The 17,048-nt window shown below is 64.9% G+C and carries 16 protein-coding genes; 15 read left to right on the top strand and 1 reads right to left on the bottom strand.

Features of this window, described 5'->3' with window-relative positions; translation table 11 throughout:
- Nucleotides 1–69 precede the first annotated feature (69 nt).
- The 4 genes from KYE46_RS04505 (at nucleotide 70) to KYE46_RS04490 (ending at nucleotide 6,632) form a co-directional block, all read left to right on the top strand.
- Nucleotides 70–1,239, top strand: a complete 1,170-nt coding sequence (locus KYE46_RS04505; RefSeq protein WP_219003761.1) for a penicillin-binding protein activator — start codon at nucleotides 70–72, stop codon at nucleotides 1,237–1,239.
- Nucleotides 1,199–4,030, top strand: a complete 2,832-nt coding sequence (locus KYE46_RS04500) for a [protein-PII] uridylyltransferase (protein WP_219003759.1) — start codon at nucleotides 1,199–1,201, stop codon at nucleotides 4,028–4,030. The genes KYE46_RS04505 and KYE46_RS04500 overlap by 41 nt, the downstream gene beginning before the upstream one ends.
- Nucleotides 4,030–5,652 (top strand): murein biosynthesis integral membrane protein MurJ, encoded by a 1,623-nt coding sequence (murJ, locus tag KYE46_RS04495; RefSeq protein ID WP_219003757.1) that lies wholly within the window; start codon nucleotides 4,030–4,032, stop codon nucleotides 5,650–5,652. The genes KYE46_RS04500 and murJ overlap by 1 nt, the downstream gene beginning before the upstream one ends.
- A gap of 68 nt (nucleotides 5,653–5,720) precedes the next feature.
- On the top strand, nucleotides 5,721–6,632 hold the full coding sequence (locus KYE46_RS04490) for a putative rhamnosyl transferase (RefSeq protein WP_219003755.1): 912 nt from the start codon (nucleotides 5,721–5,723) through the stop codon (nucleotides 6,630–6,632).
- Here the strand turns inward: KYE46_RS04490 and KYE46_RS04485 are convergent.
- Nucleotides 6,583–7,302 carry a rhomboid family intramembrane serine protease gene (locus KYE46_RS04485; protein WP_247716911.1) on the bottom strand — a complete coding sequence of 240 codons (720 nt, stop codon included), beginning with the start codon at nucleotides 7,300–7,302 and terminating at the stop codon, nucleotides 6,583–6,585. The genes KYE46_RS04490 and KYE46_RS04485 overlap by 50 nt on opposite strands.
- A gap of 71 nt (nucleotides 7,303–7,373) precedes the next feature.
- On the opposite strand from KYE46_RS04485, the gene trpS reads away from it, so the two are divergent.
- The 11 genes from trpS to KYE46_RS04430 all read left to right on the top strand — a co-directional run bounded on the left by trpS (nucleotide 7,374) and on the right by KYE46_RS04430 (nucleotide 17,048).
- Nucleotides 7,374–8,399, top strand: coding sequence for a tryptophan--tRNA ligase (gene trpS / locus KYE46_RS04480; protein WP_219003754.1), 1,026 nt, complete (start codon nucleotides 7,374–7,376; stop codon nucleotides 8,397–8,399).
- A gap of 468 nt (nucleotides 8,400–8,867) precedes the next feature.
- Nucleotides 8,868–9,731, top strand: a complete 864-nt coding sequence (locus tag KYE46_RS04475; protein WP_219003751.1) for a branched-chain amino acid aminotransferase — start codon at nucleotides 8,868–8,870, stop codon at nucleotides 9,729–9,731.
- A 62-nt stretch (nucleotides 9,732–9,793) separates the two neighbouring features.
- On the top strand, nucleotides 9,794–10,249 hold the full coding sequence (locus tag KYE46_RS04470) for a universal stress protein (protein ID WP_219003749.1): 456 nt from the start codon (nucleotides 9,794–9,796) through the stop codon (nucleotides 10,247–10,249).
- 123 nt (nucleotides 10,250–10,372) lie between these two features.
- The gene (locus KYE46_RS04465) at nucleotides 10,373–10,936 is read left to right on the top strand and encodes a NifU family protein (RefSeq protein WP_219003747.1); all 564 of its coding nucleotides are present in this window, start codon (nucleotides 10,373–10,375) and stop codon (nucleotides 10,934–10,936) included.
- Nucleotides 10,937–11,002: 66 nt separating this feature from the next.
- Complete coding sequence (tsaB, locus tag KYE46_RS04460; RefSeq protein ID WP_219003746.1) at nucleotides 11,003–11,650, top strand: tRNA (adenosine(37)-N6)-threonylcarbamoyltransferase complex dimerization subunit type 1 TsaB; 648 nt, start codon at nucleotides 11,003–11,005, stop codon at nucleotides 11,648–11,650.
- Nucleotides 11,647–12,063: a ribosomal protein S18-alanine N-acetyltransferase gene (rimI, locus tag KYE46_RS04455; protein WP_219003745.1), complete on the top strand. Its 417-nt coding sequence runs from the start codon at nucleotides 11,647–11,649 to the stop codon at nucleotides 12,061–12,063. The genes tsaB and rimI overlap by 4 nt, the downstream gene beginning before the upstream one ends.
- 180 nt (nucleotides 12,064–12,243) lie before the next feature.
- Nucleotides 12,244–13,239: a BMP family lipoprotein gene (locus KYE46_RS04450; RefSeq protein ID WP_219003744.1), complete on the top strand. Its 996-nt coding sequence runs from the start codon at nucleotides 12,244–12,246 to the stop codon at nucleotides 13,237–13,239.
- A 105-nt stretch (nucleotides 13,240–13,344) separates the two neighbouring features.
- A complete protein-coding gene (locus KYE46_RS04445) occupies nucleotides 13,345–14,892 on the top strand; it encodes an ABC transporter ATP-binding protein (protein ID WP_219003743.1) in 1,548 nt (515 codons plus the stop codon).
- Nucleotide 14,893: 1 nt separating this feature from the next.
- Complete coding sequence (locus tag KYE46_RS04440) at nucleotides 14,894–15,985, top strand: ABC transporter permease (protein ID WP_219003742.1); 1,092 nt, start codon at nucleotides 14,894–14,896, stop codon at nucleotides 15,983–15,985.
- Complete coding sequence (locus KYE46_RS04435) at nucleotides 15,982–16,413, top strand: hypothetical protein (protein WP_219003741.1); 432 nt, start codon at nucleotides 15,982–15,984, stop codon at nucleotides 16,411–16,413. Before KYE46_RS04440 ends, KYE46_RS04435 begins: the two co-directional genes overlap by 4 nt.
- Nucleotides 16,410–17,048, top strand: a complete 639-nt coding sequence (locus KYE46_RS04430) for a LysE family translocator (RefSeq protein WP_219003740.1) — start codon at nucleotides 16,410–16,412, stop codon at nucleotides 17,046–17,048. Before KYE46_RS04435 ends, KYE46_RS04430 begins: the two co-directional genes overlap by 4 nt.

Raw genomic sequence — 17,048 nt, 5'->3', positions numbered from 1 at the left:
CGTAGCGTGCATCTGCGGGCCTCTCGCCACGTCTGGTTTTGTTACGCCTCAAGGGGAGGGCCTTCGCCTATGGTTTCCGGTTTCAGCAGTCTTCGCAACCCGCTGCGCGCGGCGGTGGCCGTTCTTTTGTCTTTGGTGCTGACAGCTTGTCAGATCGGCGGCGGCCCGATCGGCCTCGGCGCGGGTCCGCGCGTGGGTCAGACGGTGCAGGTCGCCATGCTTCTGCCCGTGAGCGGTGGCGCCGGTGACGCGACCCTCGCCCGCAGCCTTGAAAATGCAGCCCGTCTTGCGGCAGCCGACGTGGCCGGATCGACGACGGTCGAAATCACCGTCTACGACACCGCGGGCAACGCCTCCACGGCGGCAAGCCGTGCGCAGGAAGCCGTTTCTGCCGGCGCCGACGTCATCGTGGGGCCGCTGCGCTCCGATGCGGCCGCGGCCGTGGGCGTGGCTGTCGCGAACTCCAACATCGCGGTCCTCAGCTTCTCCAACAACACCGAGATCGCGGGCGGCAACGTCCTCGTGCTCGGCCACACATTTGCCAACACCGCCTCGCGGATCGTGACCTATTCGTCGCGTCAGGGCCGGGGCAACATCGTGCTGGTGCACGCCAACAACCTCGCCGGAGAGGTCGCCCGCGACGCGGTGCGCACCGCCGCAGCCCGTTCCGGTGCCTCGATCTCGGCCACGATCCCCTACGAGTTCAGCCAGAACGGCGTCGTCAACGTGGTGCCGCAGGTGGTATCGGCTGCGCGCTCTAACGGCGCCAACTCGATCCTGCTGACGTCCGATAGCGCCGGCGCGCTGCCGCTCTTCGCGCAGCTTCTGCCGGAGAACGGCCTCGATGTGTCGAGCACGCAATTGATGGGCCTCACCCGGTGGGACATTCCGCCCGCAACGCTTGAATTCTCGGGCTTGCAGGGCAGCTGGTTTGCCCTGCCCGATCCGGCTGCTTCCGCGAGCTTCAACGCGCGTTATGCTGCGGCCAACGGCGGTGCGCCGCACCCCTTGGGCGGGCTCGGCTACGATGCCATCCGCGCCGTTTCGGCCGCCGCGTCCACCGGGCGTCTGGGTTCCGCCGACCTGATCGGCGCCGGTCAGATCGATGGCGCAGGCGGTGTGTTCCGGTTCCTCAACGACGGCACGAACCAGCGTGCCTTGGCCGTAGCGCAGATTGCCAACCAGCAGGTAAACATCATTGACCCAGCCCCAAGAAGCCTTGGCGGTTTCGGCTTCTGATCAGCCGTTAAACCCAAGCCTCTCTGCTGCATCTTCCCCGGGCACGCTCCTGTTGCCCGGGGAAGAGATTATTGACCAACCGGCCTTGGCCGCGCGCATCGATGCAGCCTGTGCATCGGCCGCGAACCCAAGTGAAATCCGCGCAGCCACCGTGGCGGAACTGGCTAAGGCGCAGTCCGCAGCCCGCGCCACGCTGGCCGAGGCCTTCACCGCAAATCCTCTCGCCGCCCGGCGTGCCACCCGCTCCTACGCCTTCATGACCGATGTGCTGGTGACCGAGGTTCTCCGCGTCGCGCAGACCTACCTCTACCCCACGAACATCCAATCCGAGGGAGAGCGGATCGCCGTGCTGGCGGTCGGCGGTTACGGCCGCGCGGAAATGGCGCCGTTCTCGGACGTGGACCTACTGTTTCTCACGCCCTGGAAGGTCACCGGCAAGGTCGAGAGCATCATCGAGAGCACCCTCTACATGCTCTGGGATCTGCGCCTGAAGGTCGGCCACTCGTCCCGAACCATCAAGGACTGCCTGCGGCTCGGGCGCGAGGATTACACGATCCGCACGACGTTTCTGGAGATGCGCCACCTCAGCGGCGACGCGTCGCTTTCGGCGGAGTTGCAAGAGACCCTGCGCGAGCAGCTGTTCGAGGGCACCATCGGCGAGTTCGTCGAAGCCAAGCTTGAAGAGCGTGACACCCGCCACGAAAAGCAGGGCGGTCAACGCTACATGGTCGAGCCCAACGTCAAGGAGGGCAAGGGCGGCCTGCGAGATCTGCAAGCCCTCTACTGGATCGCCAAATACGAGCATAGCGTTGCGAAGGCGGGCGAATTGGTTGGCCTCGGCATCTTCCGTCCCGAGGAGTTCGCCGCCTTCGACGAGGCCGAACGGTTCCTCTGGGCGGTGCGCTGTCACCTGCATCTGCTGGCGGGCCGGGCACAGGATATGCTCAGTTTCGACATGCAGGTCGAAGTGGCCGCACGGCTCGGATACAGCGACCATTCCGGCCGACGCGCGGTCGAGCACTTCATGCAGGATTACTTCCTGCAGGCCACGCAGGTGGGCGATCTGACGCGGATCTTTCTGACCGGGTTGGAAGCACGCCACGTGAAGACCGAACCCGCGATCCTCGGCTTTCTGCGCGGCGTCACGCGGCGCAAGCGGCTCAAGCCGGGGTACACGCTCAGCCAGAACCGGCTCGACATCGCTTCGCCGGAGGAATTCTTCGAGGACCCGCTCAACATCCTGCGGCTCTTCGAGGAGGCCTTGCGGACCAGCTACCTGATCCACCCCAATGCCATGCGCGAGTTGACGGCACGGCTGGACCTGATCGACGACACGATGCGGTCCGACAGGGAAGCCAACCGGATCTTCCTCGACCTGATGCTGAAACACGGCAACCCGGAGCGCGCCCTGCGCCGGATGAACGAGCTTGGCGTCCTCTCGGCCTTCATGCCGGAATTCGGGCATATCGTGGCGATGATGCAGTTCAACATGTATCACAGCTACACCGTCGACGAGCACACGATTCAGGTGATCTCGACCCTCGCCCAGATCGAGCGGGAGGAGCTGGAGGAAGAGCTTCCCCTCGTCTCTGGCATCCTGAAAAGCGGTGTGAACCGGAAGGTGCTTTATGTCGCCTGCCTGTTGCACGACATCGGCAAGGGCCGGAACGAGGATCACTCGATCCTCGGCGCCCGCATGGCGCGGAGCATCGCGCCTCGGCTCGGACTGAAACCGGCAGAGTGCGAGACGGTGGAATGGCTGGTTCGCTACCACCTGTTGATGTCCGACATGGCGCAGAAACGCGACATCGCCGACCCGCGCACGGTGCGCGATTTCGCCAAGGCCGTGCGCACCCGCGAGCGGTTGGACCTGCTGACGGTGCTGACGGTCTGCGACATCCGCGGTGTCGGGCCGAATACGTGGAACAACTGGAAAGCCACCCTGCTGCGGTCGCTGCACCGCTCCACAGCAATGGCGCTGGAGACGGGGCTGGAGGATCTCAACCGCGAGCAGTTGGAGGGCGAGGCCAAGAAACGCCTGCGCAAGGCGCTGTCGGACTGGAAGAAATCAGCGGTCAAGGTCGAGGTCGATCGCCATTACGGCCCTTACTGGCAAGGGCTCGATCTGGCGACACAGGTCACCTTTGCCAAGATGCTGAACGGGTTGAAGAGCCACGAAATCAAGATCAAGACCAAGCAGGACGAAAACCGCGATGCCACGCGGGTCTGCTTTGCGCTGGTCGATCATCCGGGCATCTTCAGCCGGCTGGCGGGCGCGCTGTCGCTGGTGGGAGCAAACGTGGTGGACGCGCGGACCTACACGTCGAAGGACGGCTATGCCACGGCCGTCTTCTGGGTGCAGGACCGCGACGGCAACCCCTATGAGAAGGCTCGCTTGCCGCGCCTGACCACGATGATCCGCAAGACGCTCAAGGGCGAGGTCGTGACCTCCGAGGCGATGGAGAAGCGCGACAAGATCAAGAAGCGCGAGCGGCCCTTCAACGTGCCCACCACGATCACTTTCGACAACGAAGGCTCGGAGATTTACACCATCATCGAGGTCGATACCCGCGACCGTCCCGGCCTTCTCTATGACCTCACCAAGACGCTCGCCGCGGCCAATGTCTACATCGCCTCGGCCACCATCGCGACCTACGGGGTGCAGGTCGTCGATACCTTCTACGTCAAGGATACCTTCGGGCTGAAACTGCACTCGGAGCAGCGGCGCGCCGCGCTGGAAAACAAGCTTCGCGACGCGATCCTGCGGGTCGCTGAACGGGCCGGCGCGTGATGGAGAACGACCCGAAGCAAGCGCCGTCCGAGGCTCCGAACGCGCCCGCTCCGATCCGCCTGATCGCGGGCGTCTTTACCGTGGGCTTCTGGACCATGTGCTCGCGGATCCTCGGCTTCGTGCGCGACATCCTGATCGGTGCCTTTCTGGGTGCCGGTCCGGTGGCCGAGGCCTTCCTCGTGGCCTTCGCCCTGCCCAACATGTTCCGCCGCTTCTTCGCCGAGGGCGCTTTCAACACGGCCTTTGTGCCGATGTTCTCCAAGAAAGTGGAAAGCGGAGACGACGCGGAGCGTTTCGCGCAGGATGCCTTCTCGGGCCTCGCCTCGGTCCTGATCGCGCTGACACTTCTGGCGCAACTGGTGATGCCGTGGCTGGTCCTCGCCATGGCGGGTGGCTTCGCGGGGGACGAACGCTTCCCTCTCGCCGTCGACTATGGCCGCATCACCTTCGTCTACATCCTGTTCATCTCGCTGGCGGCGCTCTTCTCCGGGATGCTGAACGCCACCGGGCGCTTTGCTGCCGCCGCCGCCGCTCCCGTGCTTCTCAACATCATCCTTGTGGGCGTTCTTACCGGGGCCTCCCTGTGGCAGCCCGACGGCAAGATGACCACGCTGGTCGACCCGGCCGAGACCTATGGCGACGTGCTCGCCTGGGCAGTGCCGCTGGCGGGCATCGCGCAGATGGCGCTGGTCTGGTTCGCCGCCGCGCGCGCCGGCTTCCGCATCCGCCCGCGCCTGCCGCGCCTGACGCCGGACATGCGGCGGCTTGCATGGATTGCCTTCCCGGCAATGCTGGCGGGCGGTGTGGTGCAGGTGAACCTGCTGGTGGGCCGTTTCGTGGCGAGTTTCTTCGACGGGGCGATCGCCTGGCTCTACTACGCCGACCGGCTTTATCAATTGCCGCTCGGGGTGGTGGGCATTGCCATCGGCATCGTGCTTTTGCCCGATCTGTCGCGCCGGCTGCGCGCCGGCGATGACGCGGGCGGACGCCACGCCTTCTCTCGCGCGGGGGAACTAGCCATGGCGCTGACCATTCCGGCCGCCGTGGCATTGGTGGTCATCGCCGTGCCGCTGATCTCGGTCCTGTTCCAGCGCGGCGCCTTCACCTCCGACGATACCGCCGCCACGGCGCTGGCCCTGTCGGTTTATGCCGTGGGCCTGCCCGCCTTCGTGCTGCAGAAGGTCCTGCAACCGGTCTATTTCGCCCGCGAGGACACCCGCCGCCCGTTCCAATATGCGGTGGTGGCCATGGTGGTGAACGCGGTCGTGGCCGTGGGCCTCGCCATGGTCATCGGCTTTCTGGGAGCGGCGGTGGCCACCACGGCGGCGGCTTGGGTCATGGTCGGCCTGCTGTCGCGCGGACGCCGTGACCTGGGCGAGGTCGCCCAGTTCGACGACCGTTTCCGCGCCCGGATCTGGCGCATCTGCGGCGCCGCCTTCGCCATGGGCGGCGTGCTCTACGCCAGCGGCCTGATGCTTGGACCCTTCCTTGGCGAGCCGGGGCTGCGCTACGTGGCGCTGGCGCTTCTCGTGGTGATCGGCCTCGTCAGCTATTTCGGTTTCGCCCGCCTCTTCGGCGCATTCAGCCTGAAGGAGCTGCGCGGCACCATGCGGGGACGCTGAGCGCCCGCGTTTTGCTGGCAAGTCTCTGCCACAGCCCGTAAACTCCGATCGTCAGCAGGAGAGCCCCCTTGAACCCCAGGACCGTGAAAGGCGCCATCAAATCGTGGCTCCGCCCCACTGAACGCGACCGCACCCTGCGTGATCTGCGCGAGAATGCCGAGCGTGTCGCCCCCTCTAGCGACGTGCCGGTAGTGTTCTGCGCGCCGCTGATGGGCAAGCATTTTGCCGAGGATTGGGCCAAGGTCTCTGCTGGCGTGGCCCGGATGGTGCGTAGCCTGCTGGCCCAGAGCGATCCGAACTGGACGCTGCTGCTGACCTCCCAGGATCGGCCCGAGGGGCTACCCGACGATCCGAGGATCGTCTTCCTGCCCTTCGAGGCAGAGGTCACGGGCATGGACAAGCGGCAGAAGGTCATGCACCTGATGCAGGAACTGGCCAATCATCTGGCGGGGCGGGATGGTTACCTCCACGCATTGGATGCCGATGACATCCTGCACCCTGACGTCGTTGCGCACATCCGCTCGGACAACAACGGGCAAGGGTATTGGTACAAGTGGGGCGGTATGCTCGATGCCGAGACCGGGACCATCGCCCGCTGCGGCCCGCGCAGCCTGCGTTATCCGACAAGCCGCCCGTTCCTCAGCCAATGCGGCTCCAGCGCCGCGATCTACGTCGATTTCCGCGCGCCGGAGCGGCGGGCGGCAGAGCAGGCAACACTGTTCTACGGCTCCGGCCACCGCAATTTCCTGCGCGTGACCAAGGCGCTCGGCCTCACGCTTGCCCCGCTACCCTTTCCGGCCGGTCTTTACGTGATGAACACGGGCGAAAACATGCGCCAGAAGCGCGGGCTGATGCATCGCAAGATGACCTATCTGAAGCAGAACCGATTGCCCGAGCAGCAGCAGGAAGAATACGCCGCGATGTTCGGGCTCAGCGCTGACGCACCCGCGCCAGCATCCGTCGCCACCCGCCGGGGCTGACGACGAACGACAGCGCCAGACCGGTCACGAAGCCCGAGAAATCCGCGACGACGCGGCCAAACTCTCCGGCAATCAACCCGAAGAGAAGCTGGATTCCCAAGAGGACGCCGATCAACCCGAAGGCGCGCAACTGGCCCGAGCCTTCTGCCTCGGCCCGCACCCACATCAGGAAGGTGAAGGCGCCGATCAGCCCGTAGACCCCCGGGTAGCCGCCGATCAGGGGATACTCGCTGTCCATCAGAACCACGAAGCCGAGCGCGCCCATGATCGCAGAGATCCAGAAGACGGCGAGGAAGGCCGCGACCGAATAGACCTCCGCAACCATCTTGCCGAGCGCGAGGATGAAGACCACTACGAAGGCCGCGTGGACGAAGCCCTGATGGATCAACGGATAGGCGATGAAGCGGACGAGATGCTCGACCGGAAACTGCCCGGTGGAGATCATCCAGGTCCAGACTGCATCGAGCACGGCGTAGTCCTGCACGGCTGCCAACCGCCACGCGAGGCCGCCCTGCCCGCCAAGAAATCCTGCGGTGGCCGCCTGAAACATCAGCTCCAATCCGAAAATCACCACCGCGAGGGCGATCACGACCGGGGGCAGTGCGTTGAACGGAGAGACGTTGTGCTGGTCCATCGAGACGACCCCTTGGTTGACGATCCTTGCCCCCATGGGTAAGCCCGTCCGCGCCGATTGGCCAGTGGGCCGGGCGGAAATAACCACGCCTGTGAAGGACGATCACCATGGCCGAGACCCAGTTCAAACCGCGCGCATTTTCGGGTATCCAGCCCTCGGGCGGGCTGACCCTCGGCAATTACCTTGGTGCCCTGAAGCGGTTTGCCCAGACCCAGAACGCCGGCACTCACGAGACGATCTTCTGCATGGTCGACCTGCACGCGATCACCGCGCGCCTGCTGTCGCCGGACGAATTGCGCAACAACACCCGCGAGCTCTGCGCCGGTTTCATCGCCTCGGGCGTCGATCCTGAGAAGTCGATCCTGATCAACCAGAGCCAGGTACCGGAGCACGCGCAGTTGGCGTGGATCTTCAACTGCGTGGCGCGGATGGGCTGGATGGGTCGCATGACCCAGTGGAAGGACAAGTCCGGCAAGGACGCCGAAGGCGCTTCGCTCGGGCTTTTCGCCTATCCCGCGCTGATGGCTGCCGACATCCTGATCTACCACGCCACCCATGTGCCCGTGGGTGACGACCAGAAACAGCATCTGGAGCTGACGCGCGACATCGCCGCGAAGTTCAACCATGACTACGGCGTGGATTTTTTCCCGATCACCGAGCCGGTGATCGAAGGCGCGGCCACGCGGGTGATGAACCTGCAGGACGGCACCAAGAAGATGTCGAAGTCCGATCCGGTGGACAAGACGCGGATCAACATGACCGATGATGCCGACGCGATCGCCAAGAAGATCCGCAAGGCCAAAACCGACCCGGACCCCCTGCCCGACGCGGTGGATGGGCTGGCCGAGCGTCCCGACGCGCGCAACCTGGTGAACATCTACGCGGCGCTGGCCGATCTTGATCCGCAAGCGGTCCTCGACGAGCACGCGGGCGCGATGTTCGGCCACTTCAAGGTGGCCCTCGCCGACCTCGCCGTGGCGAAGCTTTCGCCGATCTCCTCCGAGATGTCGCGGCTGATGGACGACCCCGCAGAGATCGACCGCATCCTCGGGCGCGGCGCCGAGCGCGCGCGGGAAATCACCGTGCCGATCCTCGAGCAGACCTACGACATCGTGGGCATGCTGCGGAGCTGAGCCGCAGAATCGCCGCGCATCGGAATTTTTTTGTTCATGCTCCGGGCGCGGCGACCAATCTGGTAACGCTAACATCTTTCAGCGAAATTTTCGTGCGGCGCGGGGCTGTTCACGCCTCCTGTCCTGACGTCATGGGGACGAAGCGTGAACGTTAACTGGACATTTACGGAAGCATAGGCATATAACTGCCGAGCAAACCACACATCGCTATCATTCTTGGGGGAACTGTATGAACAGGCGTCTCGATAAACGTACCGACTCTGTCCGCGTCACCGATCGGATTCCGGCCACGGCCACGACCGACCGCAAGCCCGTTAAGGCGGCTCGCACCGACCATAAGACAACCCGTGCCGAACCCCGTGCCGATGCCTCCGAAGGCGTGAGCATGGACTACCAGATGGGCTTCACCTCTGGACCTTCCATCTAGCCTGGGCATACGTTCCCCTGAAACAGGACAGGGGAATGACGATGGCGACCGGAACCAATATCAAAACCTACTTCGACGGCGCTTGGCATGACGACGATATCCCCGTCATGCGCGCGGCCGACCATGGCGCATGGCAGGCGACCACGGTCTTTGACGGTGCGCGCTACGTCGACGGCCTCGCGCCGGACCTTCTGGCCCATTGCGAGCGTGTCGTACGCTCCGCCAAGGCGCTCTCCCTGAACCCCGGCAAGACCGGGCAGGAAATCTACGACATCATCTGGGAAGGGCTGAAACGCTACCCGACCGATGTCGCGGTCTACGTGCGTCCCAACTTTTTCGGCATTCAGGGCGGCCATTACGGAATCGTGCCCGGCGATGCCGAGGCGGGGTTCTACGTCTGCCTCGAAGAAGTCCCCATGGCCGCGCCGGACGCGGCCTCGCGGCTGGCAAAAACGCAGTTCCACCGTCCGGTGCTGGCCACGGCGGTGCTTGGCGCCAAGGCGGGCTGCCTCTACCCGAACAACGCGCGAATGCTGATGGAAGCGCGCGCCAAGGGCTACGACAACGCGCTGGTGTGTGACGCCATGGGCAACGTGGCCGAGACCGCGACCGCCAACATCTTCATGGTCCGCGATGGAGAGGCCTTCACCCCGATCCCGAACGGCACCTTCCTCAACGGCATCACGCGGCAACGGCACATCGCCAACCTGCGCGCCGATGGCGTCACCGTCACCGAGGCCGTCCTGACCTTCGATGATTTCCGCGCCGCGGACGAGGTCTTTATGACCGGCAACCTCAACAAGGTTACCCCGGTTCTGGAGTTCGACGGCACCCATTACCAGCACGGGCCGATCACGAAACGCGCGCGTGAGCTCTACTGGGACTGGGCGGCCTCCACCGCTTAATCGCCGGTAGACACGCCCGCCCGCAATCGGCATTGTCGGGCGTCGGAAGAGGGACAAATCTGATGCGTAAATTTCTCGTCGTGCTCGATGACACCCGCGAATGCCTGAACGCGATGCGTTTCGCGGCAATGCGCGCCCATAATACCGGGGGCGGAGTCGAGATCCTGTCGGTCATCCCGCCGGACGAGTTCAATCACTGGATCGGCGTCGGCGACATCATGCGAGCCGAAGCCCGCGAACGGATCGAGGCGCACTTCAACGTCTTTGCCAAATGGATGCGGGACAAGCAGGACATCGACCCCACGCTTGTCATCCGCGAAGGCGTGCCGGAGGAGCAGATCCTCGCCCATATCGAGGCCGACAAGGAAATCGGCGTCCTCGTGCTCGGCGCGAACTCCGGCAAGGGCGGCCCGGGCCCGCTGGTCACGGCAATGACCAAAATGGCCGGCAACCTCCCCGCCCCGATGACAATCGTCCCGGTAGAGCTCAGCAAGGAACAGTTGGAAGCGATTACCTGAGGGTTCTCCGCGGACGACGGGGCCGTCACAACCGCGCGTTCTTCCACTTTAGAATGATTCCAGTTCCTTGACTCTGCGACCTGTCGGGCGCATATCTGACCTAACCAGTAAGGAAATGCGCCGATGTTCATTCAGACCGAATCCACTCCGAACCCCGCGACCCTGAAATTCCTGCCCGGCCAGACCGTGCTGGAGATGGGGACCGCCGATTTTCCGAGCAAGGAGACCTCGGCCAAGTCGCCTCTCGCGTCGCGCATCTTCGCGGTCGAGGGCGTCACCGGTGTGTTCTTCGGGATCGACTTCGTCACCGTCACCAAGGCGGATTCGGTGGAGTGGGACCATGTGAAACCTGCCATTCTCGGCGCGATCATGGAGCACTATCAATCCGGCGAGCCGGTGATGGAAGGCGACCACAAGGCTGACGGCGGCCATGCTGAGCATAGCGGTGAAGACGGCGAGATTGTGGGTCAGATCAAGAACTTGCTTGATACCCGCGTGCGTCCCGCCGTGGCGCAGGATGGCGGTGACATCACCTTCCATGGCTTCGATCGCGGCGTTGTCTATCTGCATATGCAGGGCGCCTGCGCGGGTTGCCCCTCGTCGACGCTGACCCTGAAAATGGGCATCGAGAACCTGCTGCGCCATTATATTCCCGAAGTCGTGGAAGTGCGCCCCGTCAACACCTGACACGATTCAGCACCTGCTGCCCTGCCCCGCTTGCACAGGCCGGGCAGGAGCGGCTAAGCCGCTGCCATGGCGCATCCGACGATCCTCGCATTCGACACCTCCGGCCCCTGGGTCGAAACGGCCGTGTTGCGCGGTTCAAAGATCTGTGCCGCCAGATCCGTGGACATGGCCACGGGCCAGGCCGAGCGCCTGATGCCCCTGATCGAGGAAACCCTCGCCGAGGCGCAGGTCGAGTTGAAGCAGCTTGACGCGATCGGTGTCGGAATCGGCCCCGGCAATTTCACCGGCATCAGGATTTCCGTCGCAGCGGCGCGCGGGCTGGCACTGGCCCTTGCGCGGCCCGCCATCGGCGTCTCGATGCTCGACGCGCTGGCCTTTCACGCTCCGCGCCCCTGTCTCGCGCTCCTGAGCGCCCCCCGCGACATGGCCTACCTTCAGCGTTTCGGAGCAGACGTCGCGTGCGCGGCAACGATGATCTCCAAGGCAGAGCTGCACCAATGGGTCACGCCGGGCATCACGCTGGTGGGCGACGGCGTTGCGGAACACGCTGAGCCCCTCGGCCTCCCCCATGCTCCCGCCGCCTGTGCCCCGGCCTGCGCCATTGCCCATCTGGCAGCTGAGCGGCTCGGCACCGGGCAAACCCGCCCCGCGCCGCTCTATATCAAGCCTGCAGATGCCGCCCCCTCCCGCGAAAAAGGGCCGGTGATCCTATGACGCCGGCCGAGATGGCGCGGCTCCATGGGGCGAGCTTCACACGCGGCTGGTCCGAGGATGAATTCGCCGACCTGCTGGCGCGCCCCTCGACGCTTGCCACCAGTACCGCCACCGGATTCGCGATTCTGCAGGTGATCGTGCCGGAAGCCGAGGTCGTGACCATCGTGGTCGACCCCGCCCGTCGGGGGCAGGGCGAAGGACGCAAACTGCTGAACGAGGCCCTGAAGGCCGCCGCCGGGCGGGGCGTCACCGACGTGTTTCTCGAGGTTGACGAGACCAACGCCGCGGCCTTGGCGCTCTACGAGAAGAACGGCTTCACCCGAACGGGCCTCCGCCCGGGATACTACCGCCATGCGGACGGCCGCCACAGCGACGCGGTGCTGATGTCCTGTGCAATTCCGGCGGGCACGTAACGTAAACCCGCGTCTCGAGGCCCCTTGTCCTCCGGAATTGGCTTGACCCTCCGCTTGCCCTTTGCCCTTATTCCCCATGAGGATTCCGTTGTTCGACGGAGTACCACGCGTTTGGGGACGCAAGGCCACCATAAGGCCGGTATCAAAAGCGCCCCGCAACCTGACTTGGGAGACGACCCTATGACCATGATGAAAACCCTGCTCGGCGCTTGCGCCACGCTTGCCATTTCCGCCACCGGCGTGCTGGCGGACGGCCCTGCGATCATCTTCGACCTGGGCGGCAAGTTCGACCGCTCCTTCAACGAAAGCGCCTTCAACGGTGCGGAGCGTTGGGCCGAGGAAACCGGTGGCACTTACCGCGAGATCGAGCTCCAGAACGACGCTCAGCGTGAGCAGGCAATGCGCCGCCTCGCCGAGGCCGGCTCCAACCCGATTGTCATGGCAGGCTTCAGCCAGGCCTCCGCGCTCGAGGTTGTTGCGCCCGATTATCCCGACACGACCTTCGTCATCATCGACGGCGTGGTCGATGCGCCGAACGTGCAGTCGATCATTTTCTCCGAGCATGAAGGCTCCTACCTCGTCGGCATGATGGCCGGCATGGCGTCCGAATCCGGCACCGTCTCTTTTGTGGGCGGCATGGACATCCCGCTGATCTCGCGCTTTGCCTGCGGCTTTGCGCAGGGTGCGGTCGCAGCCGACCCCGACGCGACGGTCATCGCCAACATGACGGGCACGACCCCTGCCGCCTGGAACGACCCGGTGCGCGGTGGAGAGCTGACCCGAGGCCAGATCGGTCAGGGCTCTGACGTGGTGTTCGCTGCTGCTGGCGGCACCGGCCTTGGCGTGCTGCAGACCGCGGCCGACGAAGGCATCCTGTCGATCGGCGTGGACGCCAACCAGAACTACCTGCACCCCGGTTCGGTCCTGACTTCCATGGTCAAGCGCGTGGACGTGGCCGTCTATGACAGCTTCTCCGCCGAGACCATCGAGCCCGGCATCTTCGTCTACGGCCTCGCCGAAGACGGCGTTGGCTACGCGATGGACGAGTTCAACGCCGAGCTGGTGACCGAAGAGATGATCGCCGCCGTGGACGCCGCGCGCGAACAGATCATTGCGGGCGAGATCGAAGTGCACAACTTCTCCGACGACGGCACCTGCCCCGTCGCCATGCAGTAAGATCCGGTCTGCCGGGCCGCTCGCGGCCCGCGCATTCCCGACACCTTCGGGCCGCGCCCCATTCGGACGCGGCCCGTATCATATACCCCGCCAAGGACCGCACCCATGACGGCACCCGCCTCTTCCTTCCCGGCCATCGAGCTAAAGGGCATCTCGAAAGCCTTCGGCCCGGTGCAAGCGAACAAGAACATTTCGATTTCCGTGAAGAAGGGCACGATCCACGGGATCGTCGGCGAAAACGGCGCGGGCAAATCAACGCTGATGTCGATCCTCTACGGCTTCTACAAGGCCGACGCCGGAGAGATCTGGATCAACGGACAACATACCCACATCCCCGACAGCCAGGCTGCCATTCGCGCCGGCATCGGAATGGTGCACCAGCACTTCAAGCTGGTCGAGAACTTCACCGTCGTCGAAAACGTGATCCTCGGGGCAGAGGACGGCGCGCTTCTGCAGCCCTCCATCGCCAAGGCGCGGCGCATTTTGACGGAATTGGCCGCCGAATACGGGCTGGACGTGAACCCCGACGCGGTCGTGCAGGATCTGAGCGTTGGCCACCAGCAGCGGGTCGAAATCCTCAAGCAGCTCTACCGTCAGGCCGATATCCTCATCCTCGACGAACCCACCGGCGTGCTGACGCCCTCCGAAGCCGACCAGCTTTTCCGCATCCTTGGCCGCCTGAAGGACGAGGGCAAGACGATCATCCTGATCACCCACAAGCTGCGCGAGATCATGGACGTGACAGATACCGTCTCGGTCATGCGCCGGGGCGAGATGACCGCCACCGTCAAGACCTCCGAGACCTCCCCCGCCGGACTGGCAGAGCTGATGGTGGGCCGCAAGGTTCTGCTTCAGGTGGACAAGGCCCCGGCCAATCCGGGCGAGGTCGTGCTGGCGGTGAAGAACCTGCGCGTCGTCGACGCCACGGGGGTCGAGAGGCTCAAGAGCATCTCCTTCGAAATCCGCGCCGGAGAGATCCTCGGGATCGCGGGCGTGGCGGGCAACGGCCAGTCCGAACTGCTCGAAGTGCTCGGCGGCATGATCGCTGCCACATCCGGCGAGGTCACTTTGCACGGCCAGCCCATCGACATCACCGGCCGCAACAGCGACGCGGGCTCACGCCGGAAGCGCGGCATCGGCCATGTGCCGGAAGACCGTCAGGTCGAGGGGCTGATCATGCCTTTCGAGGCATGGGAGAACGTGGCCTTCGGCTATCATCACGACGCGAAATACCAATCGGGCATCCTCATGGACAACGCCGCGATCAAGGCTGATTGCGCCGACAAGATGGAGCGCTACGACGTGCGCCCACCCAACCCCCGGCTTCCGGCCCGCAACTTCTCGGGCGGCAACCAGCAGAAGATCGTCGTGGCCCGCGAGATGGACCGCCAGCCCGAGCTGCTGCTCGTCGGCCAACCCACCCGCGGCGTCGATATCGGCGCCATCGAGTTCATCCACAAGGAGATCATCGCGCTGCGCGACGCGGGCAAGGCCGTGTTGCTGGTGAGCGTTGAACTCGACGAAATCCTCGGGCTCTCGGACCGCATCGCCGTCATGTTCGACGGCGCGATCAGCGGCGAGCGTCTGCCAGAGAATACCAACGAGGGCGACCTGGGCCTACTGATGGCCGGCGTCACGGAAGGGGCCGCGTAAGATGGACAAGATGCCAAAATGGGCCGATGTGCTCCTCATCCCGCTGATCTCGGTTCTGCTGGCGTTGATCGCCTCGGGGATCGTCGTGGCGCTGATCGGCGAGAACCCCTTCGAGGCGATGCAGATCATGATCCGGGGCGCCTTCGGCAATGCCTACGGGTGGGGCTACACCCTGTTCTACACGACCAATTTCATCTTCACCGGACTCGGTGTCGCCGTGGCCTTCCACGCGCGCCTGTTCAACATCGGCGGTGAGGGGCAGGCCGCGCTCGGCGGCCTTGGCGTGGCGATCATGGCGCTGTCCGTGCCCTGGCCGCATTGGTCTCTGGCCCTGATCGCCTGCACCATCGCAGCCGCCGTTTTCGGCGCCGCCTGGGCCGCGATCCCGGCATATCTGCAAGCCAAGCGTGGCTCTCACATCGTGATCACCACGATCATGTTCAACTTCATCGCCTCGGCCTTGCTGGTCTATTTGCTGGTCAACGTGTTCCGCGTTCCGGGCTCCATGGCGCCCGAAACCGCGCGCTTTGCCGAGGGCACGCATCTGCCCAATGCCGCCGCTTTCGCAGGCTTCCTCGGCTTCCGGTCCTCGACCCCCCTGAACGTGTCCTTCTTTGTCGCCATCGCCGCCTGTGTCGCCGTCTGGCTGCTGATCTGGCGCACCCGTCTGGGCTACGAGATCCGCGCCTTCGGCCATTCGCAGACCGCCGCCGTCTATGCCGGGATCAACCCGGTGCGCATCACCATGATCGCCATGCTGATCTCGGGCGCGCTCTGCGGGATGATGGCAATCAACGGCGTTCAGGGCGAAGCGGAACGTCTGGTCATCGACTCCGTTCAAGGCGCCGGGTTCGTGGGCATCGCCGTGGCGCTCATGGGCCGTTCCCATCCGATCGGCGTCTTCCTCGCCGCGTTGCTCTTCGGCGCGCTCTACCAGGGCGGTGCGGAGCTTGAATTCGAAATGCCCGCCATCTCGCGCGAGATGATCCTCGTGATCCAGGCCCTCGTGATCCTGTTCACCGGCGCGCTCGACAACATGGTGCGCATGCCGATGGAGAAGCTCTTCCTGGCCCTGCGTCCGAGGTCTCAATGAGCAGGGTCTGGCGCATCACCAAGGACGACCCGGCGGACCTCGGCTTCGCCACCTCGGCCTGCACCTACGAAGCCGTCACGATGGCGGAGTTCCGGGCTTGGGCCGAGCGGGTCGTGATGACCACGCCCGATGCGGACCTGCCGTCCTACATGATCGACTACATGACCGGCCCGTCAATCGAGTCCGGTGCCTTCAAACACCGCACCACCGGTCCCGGCGGCTTCACGCCCTACGACCCCCTGCTCGACAAGCGCGCCCATGCCAAGGCCCTGACCGGGATCGGCCACCGCCGCGGCGTGGTGCAGCAGCCCGAGGCGGATGCCTGGGTGAGCAAGGAAGACGCCCTCGACGCGTTGGAGGCGCATCCCGTCGTGGCCGACCGCTTTCTTGAGGTCTTCGACACGCTCCAGATCGGAGCCGCGCAATGACCGATACCCTTCTGCCGTTCCTGCCTGCCTTCTTTATCGCCCACAGCTTTCTGCTGGTCGGCGCGCTCTCACCGGGGCCGGCCGTTGCCATGCTGATGGGCATCTCCGTGGGCCAGGGTCGCGCGGCAGGCCTGATCGCCTGCGCCGGGATCGCCACGGGATCGGCCACGATCAACCTGCTGACGATCCTCGGGGTCGGCCTGATCCTGAGCCAGGCTGCTTGGGCGATGATGATCCTGCGCATCGCGGGGTCCGCCTATCTCGCGTACCTCGCCTACGGCGCGTTCCGCAAAGCGCTCAACCCGCCGACGATTGCAGCGATGAACGTCCGCCGCCAAGGCACAGGCGCCCTGTTCGTCAAAGGCTACCTGCTACAGATCACCAACCCCAAGGCGATCGCCTTCTGGCTGGCCATCGCAGGTGTCGGAGCGACCGCCAATGCGCCGCTCTGGGTGGTCGCGCTGTTTGTCGGCTCGATGTGGGTCCTCTCCTTCGCTTGCCACGGCGCATGGGCTGTCGCCCTGTCAGCCTCGCCGGTGCGCGCCGCCTATCATTACGCCCGCCGCTATATCGAGGCCGCCCTGGGCGCGTTCTTCGCCTTCGCAGCCTTCACTCTCGCCACTTCTCGGAGCTGA

This window comes from Gymnodinialimonas ceratoperidinii, assembly GCF_019297855.1.
Taxonomy (GTDB): domain Bacteria; phylum Pseudomonadota; class Alphaproteobacteria; order Rhodobacterales; family Rhodobacteraceae; genus Gymnodinialimonas; species Gymnodinialimonas ceratoperidinii.
Note: the sequence above shows the minus strand (reverse complement) of the source record. Positions and strands in the feature narration are given on the sequence as shown.